We start from the raw sequence: 16,915 nt of genomic DNA, 5'->3' as shown, positions 1-16,915 counted from the left end.
TTACGGGGCAAACACGTTTATCCTCAAAAGGGCAAAGTGCTTTATCCTGTAACCCAATTCCTGTGGAATCAATAATAGCGTTTTATTAATAAGTAATATTTGCTTTCTTAATAGTAATCTCTCTTTAAAGAATTGTGGTAATTACAAGGCTTTGAGCCACATTATGAAGAATAAAAAATGACCTCGGAATGAGAAGTTGGACGACTCATTTCAAGGTCATTTATCATACTTTATTTTGTTGGTAAGGCTAAATGATTTTGCCCCAAACAGGATAAATCACTTTGTCTTTTAACAAAAAAACCTATTCCCACTCAATTGTCGAAGGTGGCTTGCTCGTAATGTCATAAACAATCCGGCTAACATGCTTCACTTCATTCACAATTCGGGTGGAGATGCTTTCTAACACATCAAAGGGAATACGGGCCCAGTCGGAAGTCATTCCGTCAACTGAGGTGACGGCTCGCAGACCGATGGTGTAGTCATAGGTTCGTTCATCACCCATAACCCCGACACTGCGGTTTCCTGGCAGGACCGCAAAGTATTGCCAGATTTCTTCATCCAGCCCGGCTTTGGCAATCTCGTCCCGGAAGACAAAATCGGCTTCTTTTAAGATATCCAGTTTTTCTTTGGTGACATCGCCCATCACCCGAATGGCCAGGCCTGGTCCCGGGAAGGGTTGCCGCCAGACCAGATCGTGATCCAGTCCAATTTCTTCGCCCACTGCCCGAACCTCGTCTTTAAACAGGTTTCGCAGCGGTTCAATCAGTTCGAAATTGACATCATCCGGTAGTCCGCCAACATTGTGATGGCTTTTAATGACGGCCGCATTTTTAGTGCCACTTTCGATAACGTCGGGATAGATGGTTCCCTGCAGCAGAAAATCGATGTCGTTGAGTTTACTGGACTCTTCCTCAAAGACACGGATAAACTCCGTGCCGATGATTTTTCGTTTTTGCTCCGGATCACTGACACCTGCCAATTTACCAAGGAAACGATCTTCGCAGTTCACCCGGATAAAGTTCATGTTAAAGCGGTTCTTAAAGATCGCTTCGACCTGGTCGCCTTCATCTTTTCGCAGCAGACCATGATCGACAAAAATACAGGTCAGCTTGTCGCCAATGGCCTGGTGCACCAGGGTCGCTGCAACCGAAGAGTCAACCCCGCCACTGAGGGCGCATAACACCCGACGGTCGCCAACCTGTTCTTTAATGGCTTCAATCTGTTCCTGGGCAAAGTTATGCATGGTCCATAAACCTTCACAACCGCAGACATTATAAATAAAGTTATTTAAAACTTCTTTGCCGTATTGGGTGTGTTCCACTTCGGGATGGAATTGAACTGCATAGAGCTTGCGTTCATGACATTCCATCGCGCCAGTCGGACAGGAGTCAGTTGTGGCGGTGATGCAGAATCCTTCCGGAATGGTCTGGATATAATTGGTGTGACTCATCCAGCAGGTTGATCCGTCAGGAATATCTTTAAACAGCACCGAATCTTTTTCAAAATTCAGCGCTTTTTTTCCGTACTCCCGAATATCGGCAGAATCAGTAACACCTTTTAGCTGCTCAGCCATCAGCTGAGCACCGTAGCAGATCCCTAAAATCGGAATCCCCATGGTGTAAATTTCCGGATCACATTGTGGTGCTCCCTCTTCATGGACACTGGAAGGCCCACCGGTGAAGATAATGCCCTTGGGATTTTTCTGGCGAATCTCATCAGGGGTAATATCATAGGGAACAACCTCAGAATACACTCTGGCTTCACGGACCCGTCGGGCGATCAGCTGATTGTATTGTGCTCCAAAATCCACAATGAGAATAATTTCATCTTGGTAATGCTTTTTTATCATAAATTCTCCTAAAATTGAGCGCTATTGTAGTTAGGTGATTCTTTGGTGATGGAAATATCATGAGGGTGACTTTCGATCAGACCCGCACTGGTTATTTTCATAAACTGTGATTTTTCTCTTAAATCCTTGATGGTTGGGGTCCCGCAATAACCCATACCTGAACGGAGCCCGCCAACTAACTGATAAACCGTATCGGCCAGTGGTCCTTTGTAGGGAACCTTTCCTTCAACCCCTTCAGGAACCAGTTTTTTCTGGCCCTCCTGGAAGTAACGGTCCGAGCTGCCATCTTTCATAGCCCCTAAAGAGCCCATCCCGCGGTAGGTTTTAAAGCTGCGGCCCTGGTAGATAATCGTTTCGCCCGGGCTTTCGTCCGTACCGGCAAAAAGACTCCCGATCATAACCACATCCGCACCGGCGCCAATGGCTTTTACCACATCACCGGAATACTTGATCCCACCGTCAGCAATAACGGGGATATCGTACTCTTTAGCGACTTCAACTACATCTAAAATAGCGGTAACTTGAGGCACCCCAATCCCGGCCACAACCCGGGTTGTACAAATGGAGCCGGGGCCAATCCCGACCTTAAGGGCATCTACACCAGCTTCAATTAAATCTTTGGCGGCTGCGCCGGTGGCAATGTTTCCGACGATGAGCTGAACATCGGGATATTTTTCTTTGATCGCTTTAACCGTTTTAACCACCCCGATGGAGTGACCATGGGCGGTATCCACAACGATGACATCAGCCTGGGCTTCTACCAGGGCATCAACCCGTTCGAAGGTGTTGCTGCTGATACCGACGGCACCGCCAACAATCAGCCGACCCCGATAATCTTTAGCGGCGTTGGGATATTTAATGCTCTTTTCAATATCTTTAATGGTGATCAAACCTTTTAGATTATTTTCCGAATCCACAATGGGAAGCTTTTCGATCTTGTATTGTTTCAAAATGGCTTCCGCCTTTTCCAGGGTGGTGCCCTCTTCAGCGGTAACCAGGTTTTCTTTTGTCATGGCGTCTTTGATTTTCTTTTTAGGATCACTTTCAAAACGCAAATCCCGGTTGGTGATGATTCCCACCAATTTCCCGTCAATGGTAATCGGAACCCCGGAAATACGATAGCGGGACATCAGCTCCAGTGCATCCCCGATATTATGATCGGGTGATAAGAAAAACGGATCCACGATAACCCCGTTCTCTGAGCGTTTAACCTTGTCAATTTCAAAAGCCTGTTCTTCAATGGTCATATTCTTATGAATAATCCCAATGCCGCCTTCTCTTGCCATAGCAATTGCCAGCCGTCCTTCGGTGACCGTATCCATACCGGCACTCATAATGGGAATATTCAGGGCAATTTTCTTTGTCAGACGGGTGCCAGTGTTGACGTCCCCTGGCAACACTTCTGATTTTCCTGGGATTAACAATACATCATCAAAGGTAATGCCTTCCTTTAATATCTTCTCCAACCTTGTACTCCTTTCGAATTCAACTCTCGCTTAGATACAAAAAAAGCAGACAATTGGCCATTGCTTTTCATCTGCTTCATGTATGTTCTGTAATCTTATATTATGCTGTTTAGTCTAACACAATTTGCTTAAATGTGACAATCATTATTTTTTTGGTAACGTTATCTTTTCTTGATTTTGACAAATTTTAAGGCTAAAACAATAAAAGTGATGGATTCTCCATGTCAGCCTTAATATCCTGCAAAAATTTTGCTCCGTCCACCCCATTGGCCACCCGTTGATCCAAATTGAGGCTGATTTTCATCACCGATCGAACCACCGGTTCACCCTGATGAATACGGATCCGCTGAACCACTTCGCCGACACTGAGGATAGCGCTGTTGGTCTGGTTGATGATGGCGGTAAATTCCCGGATTCCATACATCCCCAAGTTGGTGATGGTAAAGGTGCTGCCCTCTAACTGATCTTGGGACAGATGTTTGTTTTTAACCGCCTTTAAAAGATCGCCCCGACTTTTGACGATTTCGACAAAGTTCATCGTCTGGGCGTTTGGGATCACCGGAACAATAAAGCCATGGTCGGATTCGACCGTTAAACCCATATTTACGTGGGCATGGGCAACCACCGTATCATCTTCCCGTCGGGCATTAATCAGGGGGTGTTTCACCAGTGCCCGGGAGGTTGCCAAAAGCAGAAAATCCGTATAGGTACAACGGTATCGGGCCTGTTCCTCAATTTTTTTGGTGATCTTCTTACGGAGATCCTTGATTTCAGTCATGTCAATTTCCGTGGTTAGGCTGATAACAGCCGTTTCAACTTTCTTTTTTATCAGGTATTTTCTGATCGCTTTGGGTCGAACCGTCCGGGTCACAATTTTTTCTTCATGGTTTTCTTCATTATTTTCCGTGATCTCCGTATTTTCCGTGATCTCCGTCTCCCGAAGGGGTTCACGGACTGTATCGATGATTATCTCTTTTTTAACTTCATTTACTTCATTTACTTCATTTACTTCATTTACTTCATTTACTTCGGTTACTTCATTGCTATCGCTGACTACTGCTTCTGTGACTGTTGGAACACTGGTTGCTGCTTTGATGTCATTTTTATTTTTATCCTGAGCCTGATTTTTTCTGGGCAGACCCCGGGATTTTCTATTTTTTAGCCCCTGATCTTCCGATTCGCTTTCATAAAGCAAATGCATGGGGGTTGGTTTAACAATAATTTCTTCCCGCAGCGGCTCCGCTTTTAAATCAACAAAGGGCACAAAATCCAGTGCTGAGATTTTTGTCACCACATCGGCATCTTTCGTTTCCGGTTTTTCATCGTTCTCATCCACAAAGGGAACAAAGTCCAGCTCTGGATTTGGCACCTTCTCGATTTTCTGATTCATATCTTTCAGTTTCTTTCGGGTCACTGTTTTTTTATCGGGAATTTCTTCCAGTTTTACCGGAGTCGAAAAAAGATTGCTGGGATTCCCGGCGATTTTGTCCAAACTGGTTTTAATCACCACCGGTTCTTTTGATTTGTAGTCGAAGGTTCCGGGCTGAATGACCACCAGTTTTTTGACATCATCGACTTCAATTCGTCCGTTTGGTCCGGTGCCAGTCGCCTTGTCAATTTCCACCTTAAATTCCCGGGCAATTCGTCGGGCTGCCGGGGTTGCTCTGACCTTGCCGGCGCGGGGATCAGGCTCAAGCGGATTTTCCTGCGGTTCTTCAATCACTTCATCCTTAATAATTTCCCGAAGGACTTTTGAGGGCTGCTCTTTGTTCCCTTCTTTGATCGTTTGTTCCAGATTACGTTCCAGTGCCTCAATGGCCGCGGTCAGTTTTTCTTCCAGATTTTCCTCCTGAAGGTATTCATCTGCCGGGTCTTCAACAGCGATGTCTCCCCCTGGTTCAGTTCGCTCTACTGCTGCTTCTGACGGAATCGCTGCGACTGTCTCAGCACTGATATCAACAGCCGCTTCCTGGAGATCAGCTTCCGATTTATCATCCTGAAGAACCGCCTCTTCTTTAATCGTTCCCGTCAACCCTGCCGCGGCGGTATTTGTCAAGTTTTCTGCTACCATATCCAATTTCTCTTTCGGTAATATTATTTCATTTTCCATCATTGTGCCAACTCCCTATTCCCGGTTAAGGAGACGATAAACGCCATGAACAAAGTCGTTCCGCTGGGGTACCGCTGCTGCCTCTAATTCCTGGTTAAAGGGAATCGGGACATCCAACCCGCCTAATCGAATGATCGGCGCGGTGAGATAGTCGAAGGCTTCGCTTTCAACCACCCGGGCGACGATTTCGCCGCCAACACCGCCAGTTTTAACGGCCTCATGGGCGACAATCAGACAGCCGGTTTTGATAACCGATTCAATGATCGGTTTCATATCCATCGGATACAGGGTCAGGGGATTGAGGATTTCTACCCGGATCCCTTCTTCATCTAAAAATTCGGCGGCTTCAATGGCTTTTGCCAGGGTAGTACCGTAAGCGACGATGGTGACGTCCTTACCGGGCCGTTCGACAATGGTTTTTCCAATTTCCAGCGTATATTCGTCATCAAGCGGAACCAGACCGACTGTATCATAGAGCATCTTATGTTCAATAAAACAGACCGGGTTATTATCCCGGATGGCCGCTTTTATCAGTCCTTTGGCCTGAGCCGGAGTGGATGGGGTCACCACCTTTAGTCCCGGTACATGACATAACCAGGCTTCCAGACTCTGACTGTGTTGAGCCGCTGCACCGGTACCGGAACCAGCCGGCAACCGCAGAACCATTGGTACCCGGCACTGGCCGCCAAACATGTAGCGCATTTTAGCACCCTGATTCACCAGCGCATCCAACCCGAGGGTAATAAAGTCCATAAACATAATTTCGCAAACCGGACGCAAGCCCGTAGTTGCGGCCCCCACTGCAGTTCCAACGATGGCCCCTTCAGAAATTGGGGTATCCAGAATCCGTTCCTCGCCAAACTCTTCCAGCAATCCCTTCGACACTCCAAAGGCCCCACCGTAGACACCAATATCTTCACCTAAAAAAATGACATCCCGGTCCAAACGCATTTCTTCTGTTATTCCCAGACGGATGGCATCGCGGTAGGTCATTTTTGTCATATCACTTGTTTTCATCATTCAACCTCTCACGCGTATACATCTTCTAAAATTGTGTTCAACTGTGGTTGCGGGCTTTTTTTAGCAAATTCCACCGCCTGCTCAATGGAAAGGCTGGCTTCTTCTTCCATCTTCAGGATCTGCTTTTCGGTAAAGATCCGATTCTCCCGCAGATATTCTTTCATCTTCAAAACCGGGTCTTTTTTTCGCCATTCCTGAACCTCCCGTTTATCCCGATAAACCTGCTTATCACTTTTGGAATGGCCACTGTAACGATACGTTTTGGCTTCAATCAGGACTGGACCCTTCCCGGCTCTGGCATAGCGCAAAGCTTTAGTGACAGTATTGTAAACATCGAGAAAATCATTACCGTCAATGGTAAGGCCCGGCATGTTATAGGCCTCACTGCGGTCGGAAATGTTTTCGATATTCATGTGATTCTCAATCGGATTCGACATCCCATATTGATTGTTTTCAATGAAAAAAACCACCGGTAGTTTCCAGACCGAGGCCAGATTCAAGGATTCATGAAAGCTGCCCTCGTTGGTGGCACCATCCCCGGCAAAGCACAAAACGACCTTTCCGGTTTGATGGTATTTCTGGGTCAACGCGGCGCCGCAGGAAAGATTAAAGCCCCCGCCGACCACGCCATTGGCCCCGAGATTTCCGTTTTCCAAATCGGCAATGTGCATCGAGCCGCCTTTGCCCTTACAATAGCCGGTATATTTTCCCAGACATTCGGCCATCATTAGATTAACATCCAGCCCAAAGCCAATCGCCTGAGCATGACCGCGATGACTCAATGATACCAGATCGCCCTCTTCCAACGCCAGACAGGCCATGACCCCTGAGGCCTCCTGACCAATAGCCAGATGAACGGTTCCATGGACCTGTCCCTTTGCAACAAGATCATCCAGTTTTTCTTCAAAGTATCGGGCCTGGTTCATTTTATAATACATTCTTAATAGAAGTTCTTCAGATAATTCAATCATGGTTTCCTCCACATTTTCACAATTTATTTTTAAAAAGGTGAATAACCCTTAGCTTTTTGTTTCGTGTATTTCCATTATATCTTTTATTCCCCAATAAATAAAGAATGAAGCGAAAAACTGCATAAAATAACAGCTTTTTTCACTTCATTCTTTATTTCTATTAATAATCTTTTAATTTTTTCAGTCCAAGCCCTCATTTTCGGCCATTTGGCTGATGATCGACTCAGCGATGGTCAAATCCTCCGGGGTCGTGATTTTAATATTGGTATAGTCGCCAACCACGATTTTAACCGGGATCTTCAGCCATTCCACCAGAAAGGCGTCATCGGTCCCGGCCACTCCCGATGCCAGCGCTTTTTGATGAGCTTCCCTGATCAGATCATAATCAAATGTTTGAGGGGTTTGTATTTCGACCAGATAATTGCGATCCGGGGTATGTTCGACAAAACCATCTTCATTAATCACCTTGATGGTATTTTTGGCCGGCACCCCCACCACTGTGGCCCGATGTTTAATGGTTTCCTCAATGCTCCGGCGGATTACCGATTCCCTGATCAGAGGTCTGGCGCCGTCGTGGATCAGGACAATCCGGGTTTGCGGATTCGCCGCCTTCAATCCGGCATAAACCGACTCTTGCCGGGTGTTGCCGCCAGCCACCAATTTGACCTTGGTATAAGGATAGGTGCCAATGACCTGCTCCTCGCAAAGTTCGAGTTCATCCGGATTAATAACCAAGATAATTTCGTCAATCAGCGGACAATTTTCAAACGCATCCAGGGTATAGGCTAAAATCGGTTTTCCGTTTAACTGCAGATACTGTTTGCTGATCGATGCGTTCATCCGCCGACCTAATCCGGCAGCGGGGATGATCACGCTGGTTAGCGATTTTTCCATGTTTGCCACCTCATTATTAATTATTAATATCGTGGAACGCAGATGATCAACGAGCCTTGATCCCTGCTCTTGCCAAATATTGCTTTGCGTTTTGCGACTACAGCGAATTTAAGATCTGTGCCACTTTTTGATTGTCTGTTTTTAAAATAATTTCCCGCTGCTCAGGCGTCTCCAGATGGGATACCAGGCTGATTTCCAGCTTGGGCTCAAACTGATCTTCCAGCACCAGATCCGGCCACTCCAGCAACAGGGTACAGCCCTGACTGAGGTAATCTTCAAAACCCATCTCATAAAGCTCATCCGGATCCTGGAGCCGGTATAAATCAAAATGAAAAATCCGGGGCGGATTGCCGTATTCGTTGACAATCGTATAGGTGGGACTGGTGACCTCATCATCTAATCCCATTCCGGCCACAAAGCCTTTTGAAAAGAGCGTTTTTCCAGCCCCCATTTCACCTTGTAAAAAAATAATCAGGGGGAAGTCGATGGCTTCCCCCAGATATTTCCCAAAATCAAAGGTTTCCTGACTTGATTTTGTAATGATTCTTTTTTCCAGCATCTTAGTCAACCTTTTCTTCAGATCCTGTCTTTTCGTCACTGAAATCAATGATCTCTTCCTCATTATTGTCATCAATAATTTCGTAATCCACTTCCACCACATCCTGGTCCGCAAGCCGTTTATTGCCGGGGAGTACCACCGCCAGGAGGATATAGACAATAATACTGAGGATACCCGGTACAAACCGAAGCACAAAGGGCAACAGGAACAGACCTCTAAAGACCCAGGGCGAAATGTTGCAGTATTCGCCAAGACCGGCACAAACGCCAGCCAGAATGGCCCTTTTTTTACTTTTCACTAATTGTTTTTTCATTATTCTTCCGTTCTTATAAACTTATTTTTGCTGATAGCTGGCCATAAACCGTTCCAGCCGATCCATGGTTTCGATCAGATCTTCGGGATGAGGCAAAAACACAATTCTAAAATGATCCTGATTTGGCCAGTTAAAACCGGTTCCCTGAACCATCAGGACATGTTCTTCTTTCAGGAAATCCAGAGCAAACTGGACATCGCTGGTGATATTAAATAGTTCCGTATCAATTTTGGGAAAGACATAAAATCCCGCTTTGGGTTTGACGCAGGACAGACCCGGAATCGCATTAATCCGCTTACATACAATCTCCCGCTGTTCGTACAGCCGTCCCCCCGGTTTGAGCAGATCATTCATACTCTGGTAGCCGCCCAATGAGGTCTGGATCGCATGCTGGCCGGGAACATTGGAACACATCCGCATATTGGAAAGCATTTTGATGCCATCAATATAGTCCTTAGCCCCTTCCTTGTTGCCGGTCAGAATCATCCAACCAACCCGATAGCCGGGAATCCGATGGGATTTTGACAAGCCGTTAAGGGTCACCACCAGTACTTCCTCAGTGAGGGTCGCCATCGGGATATGAACCGCATCATCATAGAGAATTCGATCATAGATTTCATCAGCAAAGATAATCAGATTATTTTCCACGGCCAGATCGACGATCCCTTCTAAGATCTCACGGGGATAAAGGGCGCCAGTGGGGTTATTGGGATTGATCACCACAATCCCCTTGGTGTTAGGGGTAATCTTGCTGGCGATATCAGCAAGATCAGGGTTCCAGTCATCTTCTTCATTACAAGTATAGTATACGGCGGTACCACCCGATAAGTTGACCGCAGCCGACCACAGTGGGTAATCCGGTGCCGGAACCAGAATTTCGTCGCCATCATCCAGCAGTGCCTGCATACAAAAAAGAATCAGTTCACTGACACCGTTGCCGAGAAAAACATCATCGACTTTCAGATCCATCAGACCCTTGGTCTGATAATGCTGAACCACGGCCTTCCGGGCTGAAAAAATACCCTGGGAATTACAATAGCCTTCGGCGGTTTTCATGTTATATTTAATATCCTGAATAATTTCATCCGGGGCATTTAAATTAAAGGGGGCGGTATTCCCTGTATTGAGCATAATAATGTCAATGCCGTCCCGCTCCATGCGGTCCGCCTCTTCGACCACCGGTCCTCTAATATCATAACAAACGTTGTCCAACTTCTTCGACTTTTTCACAGCTTTCATCACTACACTCAACTCCTTTAATATTAAATTTTAGATAAGATTCAGGATCCTGCAAACTCTCGTACCGACCAATTGTTAATCTGTTGTTCGCCGCGGAATCGGACAGGCTATCGCCGTGTCCGCTCCGATGCGTACAACATGATATAAAAATTGTCGGTACTGCTTCTGAGTTTGTTTACAGTCTCAAGATTACTCCAATGTATGGTCCTTTTTCATTTTTTCGATGATGTTGCGGTAGCCTTTGCCGTGTTTGAGGCAGCGGTTGACGCGGCTGATGGTGGCCGAACTGGCCCCGGTCAGTTTTTCGACATCAATAAAGGTTTTTCCCTGGGACAGCAAGTAGGCAATCTCAAACCGGTGGGCCATGTCTTCGATTTCTTTGATGGTACACAAGTCTTCGAGTAACAGATTACAATCCTCTTCGGTTTCAAGGGCTAAAATCGCCTGGGCCAGGACTTTTCTCTTTGTATTTGCTTCCATGGAGATTCCTCATTCATTTCTGGTCATTCGTTTTTGATGATAACAGAAATTTTCTTCCTAAAAAATTTTATCCATTGACACTTAATCTTATCTTTAGTGTATAATATGTTATCATAACACATTGCTGTAAAGAAATAAATTGAAAGGTTGAACTTTATGAAATTATATAATACCCTGACCCAGAAGAAAGAAACCTTTGTCCCCATTGAAACGGGCAAGGTCCGGATGTATTCCTGCGGACCGACTGTTTACAACTATTTTCACATCGGTAACGCCCGTCCCTTCATCGTTTTTGACGTGTTGCGCCGTTTTTTGGAATATACCGGTTACGAGGTCACCTTTATCCAGAATTTTACCGACGTCGATGACAAAATCATCAACCGCAGCCATGAAGAAGGGATTTCGCCGGGCGATGTTTCGGAAAAATACATTCAGGAATACTTCACCGACGCCGATGCCCTGGGCATCAAACGGGCCTCGGTCCATCCCAAAGTCAGCGAACACATGCCGGAAATTATTGCGATGATCAAAACGCTGGAAGAAAAAGGACTGGCCTATAACGTCGACGGTAATGTCTACTATCATGTCGATGCCTTTAAAGACTACGGTAAATTATCCAAACAGTCCATCGATGATTTAAAATCCGGCGCCCGGATTGATGTCAATGATGAAAAACACAGTCCCCTGGATTTTGCCCTGTGGAAAAAGAAAAAAGACGGCGAACCCTATTGGGAAAGTCCCTGGGGCCAGGGACGGCCGGGCTGGCACATCGAATGTTCGGCGATGTCCAAAAAACACCTCGGCGAAACCATTGATATTCACGGCGGCGGTCAGGATCTGATCTTCCCCCACCACGAAAATGAAATTGCCCAATCGGAAGGCTGCTGCGGCAAGCCCTTTGCCAACTATTGGGTGCACAACGGCTACATTAATATCGACAACGAGAAAATGTCCAAGTCCAAGGGCAACTTCTTCACCGTCCGGGATATTGCCAAGACCTTTGATCTCGAAGCGGTCCGGATGTTTTTACTGATGGCGCATTACCGCAGTCCGGTTAACTTTAGCGAACCGTTGCTGCAACAAGCCGCCAGTGCCCTGGAACGTTTGTATACCGCCAAATTCCAAATGGCCTTTTTGCTGGAAAACGCCTCCGCTGAGATAGCCACCGAAAAAGAACAGGCCTGGATTGACTCCCTGGTTAAATACAAAAACGATTTTGTCGCCGCGATGGACGATGATATTAACACCGCTGATGCGATTGCCGTAATTTTTGAGCTGGTTCGGGATCTCAACTCCAATCTGGATGCCACTTCTTCCCAACCGGCAATCATCGCCGGTCAAAACCTTTTTGCCGAACTCACCACCGTTTTAGGACTGGCGGTAAAAGATAAGGAAACCAATCTTGATGAGGCTGTGGAAGACCTGATCGCCCAGCGACAAGCCGCCCGCAAAGCCAAAGATTTCAAACGGGCTGATGAGATCCGTGATGAACTGCTGGCCAAAGGCATTGTCCTGGAGGATACCCGGGAAGGTGTTAAATGGAAAAAAGCCTGACCCCAAATCCCGATAATCTCAACAGCATCAAAGCCACCATCGAAAAAAGTTATACCATCGAACAGGCCGCCGCCATGAATCCCCTGGCCCTGGCCTATATCGGTGATGGGATCTTCTCCGATCTGATCCGGAAATACCTGCTCGGCTGTGGTCACCAGAACGTCAATTTGATGACCAAAACCTCGATCAGCTATGTCCGGGCCAGTGCCCAGGCTCAAATCATCCGGGCACTGCTACCGCAGCTTTCCGAAGCCGAGGAGCGAATGGTTAAGCGGGGTCGAAACACCGCCTCCCAGGTCCCCAAAAATGCCAACCCCTCAGACTACCGCTATGCCACCGGGTTTGAAACCCTGATTGGCTACCTGTTCCTCTGTGGTGAAACCGAGCGCATGAAAACCCTGATTTATCAGAGCATTGATGTCATTAATCAGCTGGATGTAAAGTAAAAAAAGATCTTCAAAAGCTAAATGCTTTTGAAGATCTTTTTGTTTTAGTTTTATTAATTACTCCAGTTTCAACGCGGGGATTAATTTTGCACCACTGGGGAAGCCTCCCAGGTGTCGAAGATGGTTCGCTGATACCAGCGGAACATAAACAGTTCGTAAGCCAGACAGAAAATTTCGGAAATGATAAACCCATACCAGACCCAGTCCAGACCACCGAGTTGAGCCAACAGATAAGTAACCGGCAATAGCACCACCATCTGTCGGATAAACGATGCAATCATGCTGACATAGGCTTTACCAATAGCCTGAAAGCTGACCCCAATCATAATTGAGATCCCCGCCAGAGGAAAGGCCAGACTGATACTGCGCAGACAATTGATGCCGATTTCCATCATTTCTGGCGAGGGGTTAAAGGCCATCATAATCTGGGCCGGGAAAATCCAGAACAACAGGGTGCCAATGGTCATAATCGTCAGGGCCGCAGTAACGGCCACCTTCAGCGTTTCATTAAAGCGTTCTCGGTTTTTCGCTCCAAAATTGAAGCCGAAGATCGGCATCGCACCCTGACCCAGGCCAAAGATCGGCATAAAGATGACCGATTGAATTTTAAAGTAAACGCCGAAAACAGCCACGGCCGACATCCCAAATCCAGCCAGAATCAGATTGTATCCGGTGATCATCAGTGACGCCAGCCCCTGCATAATCGCCGCCGGCAAGCCAACCTTAAAGATGTCTTTGACGATTTCAGTCTCGTAGTGAAAGACCTTATAATCCAATTTCAGATAATTCTTACTGCTTTTGAAAATAACCAGCAACATATAGGCCATCCCAAAAAACTGACCGATCACGGTGGCGATAGCGGCACCGGCTACTCCCAATGCCGGGAATCCCAGCCACCCGAAGATCATGATCGGATCGAGAATGATATTGGTAACCGCGCCAATAATTTGTCCCACCATCGGCTGGATCATTTCACCACTCCCCTGCAGCGTGGAATAAGCCGCCTGAGTAATGAAACTACCAAAACAGAACACGGTCACGATTATTAAATAAGATCGGCCCTGGGCAATGATGTTGGCATTATCAGTAAACAAACTGATAAATGCTTCCGCTGTAAAAAATCCCAAAATACCCAACACGATCGCAATCAGCATCGCCAGTAAGAAACCATGCTCAGCTACGTTGGCAGCTTCGCTCTTTTTATTCTGACCCAGGCGCCTTGATATGGCTGAATTTATTCCGATTCCCATGCCGACAAAACAGGAGATGATGATCATCTGAATCGGAAACGCGAGGGAAACGGCAGTCAGGGCTTCTTCCCCGATTTGGGCCACAAAGATACTGTCGACGATGTTATACATGGCCTGAATCATCATCGAAATAATTGCCGGTATTGACATTGAAAAGAGTAGCTTCGGAATTGGAACGACGCCCAATTTATTCTTTTTTTCTGTTTGAGTGTCTTTCATACGGCACCTCCTCTTGATTTTAATTAAATGTACTAAATAAATGCACCGATAATGCACTAATAAAAAACCTGGATCCAAGGACAAAGTCAGCCTCAAACCCAGGTTCTATTGATACGTTAATTATTTCTTCTTTTTAGAAATTTCAACTTTAACTTTGCGTTCTTTGATTATTTTTCCGTTTAATTTCTTTTCTACTTTTTTAGCCTGTTCTTCATCGACATCAACAAAGGTAAATTTGTCGTACATGTCGATGTTGCCGACTGCTGAAGATGGTATCCCACACTCTCCACAGATGGCTCCCAGGATATCCCGCTTTTGGGCATGATCCTTTTCGCCGACACTGATGAAAAGACGTTTTGTTTTTTCTGGACCAGCTCGACGGGCACCGCCGTCTCTGGAACCGCCATCTCGACGACCGCGGCCATCTCGGCCATCCCGACCATCGCGCCGTGGTGCTGAATCCGTACGTCTTGGCCGTCGTTCAATGGTGTTAAGGTCTTCGGCTTCTGACAGTGGCAATTGGGCCTGCAGCAATACCGCTGCTATGGTTTCAGCGGTGTAGCCTTTTTCCACCAGCTCATCAATAATTTTTACATAGGTCTCTAAGGTCCCCTTTTCGGCACCCTTATCAGCACGAATCTTGAAGCGTTCGTGGAAATGAGCGATCTTGATATCATTAATAACGGCGCTGGTGGGGATTAAATCCCGTTCAATACTTTTCTTGGTATAGTCGGTGATTTTTTTCAGTCTGAACTGATCTCTGGACCGTGCCAGAGTCAGGGAAATTCCGCTTTTCCCGGCCCGTCCGGTTCGACCAATCCGATGAACATAATATTCTTCATTATCCGGTACATCGTAATTAAAAACAATATCCACGTCATCCACATCAATCCCTCGGGCGGCCACATCGGTTGCCACCAGGATATTCAGATTACCACGACTGAAGTCTTTTAAAACCGCCATTCGGGACATCTGACGCATATCGCCATGGATTTTATCAACCGAATAGCCCAGTTTCTTGAGATCATCGGTGATTTCATCAACATATTTTTTGGTGTTGCAGAAAATCAGCGAACGCTGCGGTTTGTACACATCCAGCAAACGGGTTAGCGCTTCAAATTTATGGTGATCGTTGATATTGAAGTATTTTTGTTCAATGCTGGTCGCCACCATGTTTTTGGGTGAAATCTCCACCAGAACCGGATTTTTCTGGTAGGTTTCGGCGATTTTCAGAATCGGCTTTGGCATCGTTGCCGAGAATAACACAGTCTGAATTTCATGGGCAATTTCGTCAAGAATCAATTCAATATCTTCCCGGAATCCCATGTTTAACATTTCGTCAGCTTCATCTAAAACCACCATCGAAACGTCACTTAATTTTAATGTTTTTCGGCGCATATGGTCCATCACGCGGCCGGGCGTGCCAACGACGATCTGAACCCCGGATTTAAGATCGCGGATCTGAGCTTCAATGGATGCACCACCAAAAATTGGTAGTACTTTGATGCCTTTTTGATATTTAAGTACTTTTTTAAATTCGTCTGAGACCTGTACTGCCAACTCTCGGGTTGGGCATAGAACTAAAACTTGTACTTTCTTTATAGAAGGGTCAAGCTTTGTAATGGCTGGAATAGCAAACGCTACCGTTTTACCGGTTCCTGTTTGCGATTTTCCAATGAGGTCTCCTCCCATCATCAGTTGTGGTATCGCTCGCTCCTGGATTTCGGTCATTTCTACAAAGCCCATGTCTTCGATGCCTTGCAGCAGTTGTTCATTAATTTCTAATTCTGTAAATTTCATTTAGTATCCTTTCTCGAATATATAACACCTAATTTTAAACCAAGTTAAAGAATAAAGCAAGTTTGTTTTAATCGTCATTAAGAAATAATGCTTCTAGCTCATGTCCGACCTAAATTATTTCCGGTTTGGCACCTTTATATAAAATTTCTGGCCATCAAATATACAGATGGTGTATAATCGGGTTATACACATATCATGTGTTTATCTTATTCATTCATACTGAGATTATGAATAATTTTTGGAGGAAACACCATGTCTACTTTTGGAACACGATTAAAACGACTGCGAATTAATAAGGATATGACACAGCAGGATTTTGCTGAACATTTTGATTTAAACAAGAGCTCGATTTCCAAGTATGAGAAGGATAAAAACCTTCCTGAAAACCAATTACTGGTTGAAATTGCCGATTATTTTGATGTATCGGTCGACTACCTACTCTGTCGAACTGACAACTCTACCTCACTCAATGATGCCAAGCTCAAATCCGAGGGTTCATTGAACTCAGCCGAACAATTAGTTAAACCGCTGGATATGAAAGACCTGTTGGGGCTGTTCGGATATGCCATGACCAGTGAAGAGGGTAAAAAAGAAATTCTCGATTTCATCAACTTCAAACATGAAGTCCTGATCCAACACTACGCTAAAAAAGAATAGTCAAAAAGAAGCTGTTTTCGGACAGCTTCTTTTAGGTTGTCGTTAAACTACCGTACCGACCAATTGTTAATCTGTTGTTCGCTGCGGA

Annotated in this window: 15 protein-coding genes; 3 read left to right on the top strand and 12 right to left on the bottom strand. The window is 45.8% G+C overall.

Annotated elements, in window-relative coordinates; genetic code table 11:
• Positions 1 to 301: 301 nt before the first annotated feature.
• The 10 genes from guaA to A3KS_RS0109200 form a co-directional block, all read right to left on the bottom strand.
• The gene (gene guaA / locus A3KS_RS0109245; RefSeq protein ID WP_026394694.1) at positions 302 to 1,849 is read right to left on the bottom strand and encodes a glutamine-hydrolyzing GMP synthase; all 1,548 of its coding nucleotides are present in this window, start codon (positions 1,847 to 1,849) and stop codon (positions 302 to 304) included.
• 8 nt (positions 1,850 to 1,857) lie between these two features.
• Entirely contained in the window at positions 1,858 to 3,315 is a 1,458-nt protein-coding gene (gene guaB / locus A3KS_RS0109240; protein WP_026394693.1) for an IMP dehydrogenase, read from the bottom strand.
• Between the two features lie 193 nt (positions 3,316 to 3,508).
• Positions 3,509 to 5,428 carry a 2-oxo acid dehydrogenase subunit E2 gene (locus A3KS_RS22545; RefSeq protein WP_051355768.1) on the bottom strand — a complete coding sequence of 640 codons (1,920 nt, stop codon included), beginning with the start codon at positions 5,426 to 5,428 and terminating at the stop codon, positions 3,509 to 3,511.
• A gap of 12 nt (positions 5,429 to 5,440) precedes the next feature.
• On the bottom strand, positions 5,441 to 6,445 hold the full coding sequence (locus A3KS_RS0109230; RefSeq protein WP_156913235.1) for an alpha-ketoacid dehydrogenase subunit beta: 1,005 nt from the start codon (positions 6,443 to 6,445) through the stop codon (positions 5,441 to 5,443).
• An 8-nt stretch (positions 6,446 to 6,453) separates the two neighbouring features.
• The gene (locus tag A3KS_RS0109225; protein ID WP_035355789.1) at positions 6,454 to 7,416 is read right to left on the bottom strand and encodes a thiamine pyrophosphate-dependent dehydrogenase E1 component subunit alpha; all 963 of its coding nucleotides are present in this window, start codon (positions 7,414 to 7,416) and stop codon (positions 6,454 to 6,456) included.
• Between the two features lie 180 nt (positions 7,417 to 7,596).
• Positions 7,597 to 8,310, bottom strand: coding sequence for a 2-C-methyl-D-erythritol 4-phosphate cytidylyltransferase (gene ispD / locus A3KS_RS0109220; protein ID WP_035355787.1), 714 nt, complete (start codon positions 8,308 to 8,310; stop codon positions 7,597 to 7,599).
• Positions 8,311 to 8,407: 97 nt separating this feature from the next.
• Positions 8,408 to 8,869, bottom strand: coding sequence for a tRNA (adenosine(37)-N6)-threonylcarbamoyltransferase complex ATPase subunit type 1 TsaE (gene tsaE, locus A3KS_RS20670; protein ID WP_035355783.1), 462 nt, complete (start codon positions 8,867 to 8,869; stop codon positions 8,408 to 8,410).
• A gap of 1 nt (position 8,870) precedes the next feature.
• Positions 8,871 to 9,182: a PspC domain-containing protein gene (locus tag A3KS_RS20665; protein WP_035355780.1), complete on the bottom strand. Its 312-nt coding sequence runs from the start codon at positions 9,180 to 9,182 to the stop codon at positions 8,871 to 8,873.
• Positions 9,183 to 9,203: 21 nt separating this feature from the next.
• Entirely contained in the window at positions 9,204 to 10,421 is a 1,218-nt protein-coding gene (locus A3KS_RS0109205) for a pyridoxal phosphate-dependent aminotransferase (protein ID WP_026394689.1), read from the bottom strand.
• Between the two features lie 189 nt (positions 10,422 to 10,610).
• Positions 10,611 to 10,901, bottom strand: a complete 291-nt coding sequence (locus A3KS_RS0109200; RefSeq protein WP_026394688.1) for a YerC/YecD family TrpR-related protein — start codon at positions 10,899 to 10,901, stop codon at positions 10,611 to 10,613.
• A 156-nt stretch (positions 10,902 to 11,057) separates the two neighbouring features.
• Between A3KS_RS0109200 and cysS the strand changes: the two genes are divergently transcribed.
• Both cysS and A3KS_RS0109190 read left to right on the top strand, forming a co-directional pair.
• A complete protein-coding gene (gene cysS, locus A3KS_RS0109195; protein WP_026394687.1) occupies positions 11,058 to 12,455 on the top strand; it encodes a cysteine--tRNA ligase in 1,398 nt (465 codons plus the stop codon).
• Positions 12,440 to 12,901: a Mini-ribonuclease 3 gene (locus A3KS_RS0109190; protein WP_035355772.1), complete on the top strand. Its 462-nt coding sequence runs from the start codon at positions 12,440 to 12,442 to the stop codon at positions 12,899 to 12,901. The genes cysS and A3KS_RS0109190 overlap by 16 nt, the downstream gene beginning before the upstream one ends.
• 80 nt (positions 12,902 to 12,981) lie before the next feature.
• Here A3KS_RS0109190 and A3KS_RS0109185 read toward each other — a convergent pair whose 3' ends face one another.
• Together A3KS_RS0109185 and A3KS_RS0109180 are read right to left on the bottom strand one after the other, a co-directional pair.
• Complete coding sequence (locus A3KS_RS0109185; RefSeq protein ID WP_026394685.1) at positions 12,982 to 14,370, bottom strand: MATE family efflux transporter; 1,389 nt, start codon at positions 14,368 to 14,370, stop codon at positions 12,982 to 12,984.
• 120 nt (positions 14,371 to 14,490) lie between these two features.
• Positions 14,491 to 16,170 (bottom strand): DEAD/DEAH box helicase, encoded by a 1,680-nt coding sequence (locus A3KS_RS0109180; protein WP_026394684.1) that lies wholly within the window; start codon positions 16,168 to 16,170, stop codon positions 14,491 to 14,493.
• Between the two features lie 252 nt (positions 16,171 to 16,422).
• Between A3KS_RS0109180 and A3KS_RS23145 the strand changes: the two genes are divergently transcribed.
• Positions 16,423 to 16,827: a helix-turn-helix domain-containing protein gene (locus A3KS_RS23145; protein ID WP_084504941.1), complete on the top strand. Its 405-nt coding sequence runs from the start codon at positions 16,423 to 16,425 to the stop codon at positions 16,825 to 16,827.
• Positions 16,828 to 16,915: the final 88 nt, after the last annotated feature.

This window comes from Acetobacterium malicum subsp. dehalogenans DSM 11527, from assembly GCF_000472665.1.
Classification (GTDB): Bacteria; Bacillota; Clostridia; order Eubacteriales; family Eubacteriaceae; genus Acetobacterium; species Acetobacterium malicum.
This window is presented reverse-complemented; position numbering and strand designations above follow the sequence as displayed.

Bases quoted from the DNA above. Each gene is read 5' to 3' on its own strand.
- guaA (WP_026394694.1), bottom strand. From the start codon at position 1,849: ATGATAAAAAAGCATTACCAAGATGAAATTATTCTCATTGTGGATTTT.
- A3KS_RS22545 (WP_051355768.1), bottom strand. From the start codon at position 5,428: ATGATGGAAAATGAAATAATATTACCGAAAGAGAAATTGGATATGGTA.
- A3KS_RS0109230 (WP_156913235.1), bottom strand. From the start codon at position 6,445: ATGATGAAAACAAGTGATATGACAAAAATGACCTACCGCGATGCCATC.
- A3KS_RS0109225 (WP_035355789.1), bottom strand. From the start codon at position 7,416: ATGATTGAATTATCTGAAGAACTTCTATTAAGAATGTATTATAAAATG.
- ispD (WP_035355787.1), bottom strand. From the start codon at position 8,310: ATGGAAAAATCGCTAACCAGCGTGATCATCCCCGCTGCCGGATTAGGT.
- tsaE (WP_035355783.1), bottom strand. From the start codon at position 8,869: ATGCTGGAAAAAAGAATCATTACAAAATCAAGTCAGGAAACCTTTGAT.
- A3KS_RS20665 (WP_035355780.1), bottom strand. From the start codon at position 9,182: ATGAAAAAACAATTAGTGAAAAGTAAAAAAAGGGCCATTCTGGCTGGC.
- A3KS_RS0109205 (WP_026394689.1), bottom strand. From the start codon at position 10,421: ATGAAAGCTGTGAAAAAGTCGAAGAAGTTGGACAACGTTTGTTATGAT.
- A3KS_RS0109200 (WP_026394688.1), bottom strand. From the start codon at position 10,901: ATGGAAGCAAATACAAAGAGAAAAGTCCTGGCCCAGGCGATTTTAGCC.
- cysS (WP_026394687.1), top strand. From the start codon at position 11,058: ATGAAATTATATAATACCCTGACCCAGAAGAAAGAAACCTTTGTCCCC.
- A3KS_RS0109190 (WP_035355772.1), top strand. From the start codon at position 12,440: ATGGAAAAAAGCCTGACCCCAAATCCCGATAATCTCAACAGCATCAAA.
- A3KS_RS0109185 (WP_026394685.1), bottom strand. From the start codon at position 14,370: ATGAAAGACACTCAAACAGAAAAAAAGAATAAATTGGGCGTCGTTCCA.
- A3KS_RS0109180 (WP_026394684.1), bottom strand. From the start codon at position 16,170: ATGAAATTTACAGAATTAGAAATTAATGAACAACTGCTGCAAGGCATC.
- A3KS_RS23145 (WP_084504941.1), top strand. From the start codon at position 16,423: ATGTCTACTTTTGGAACACGATTAAAACGACTGCGAATTAATAAGGAT.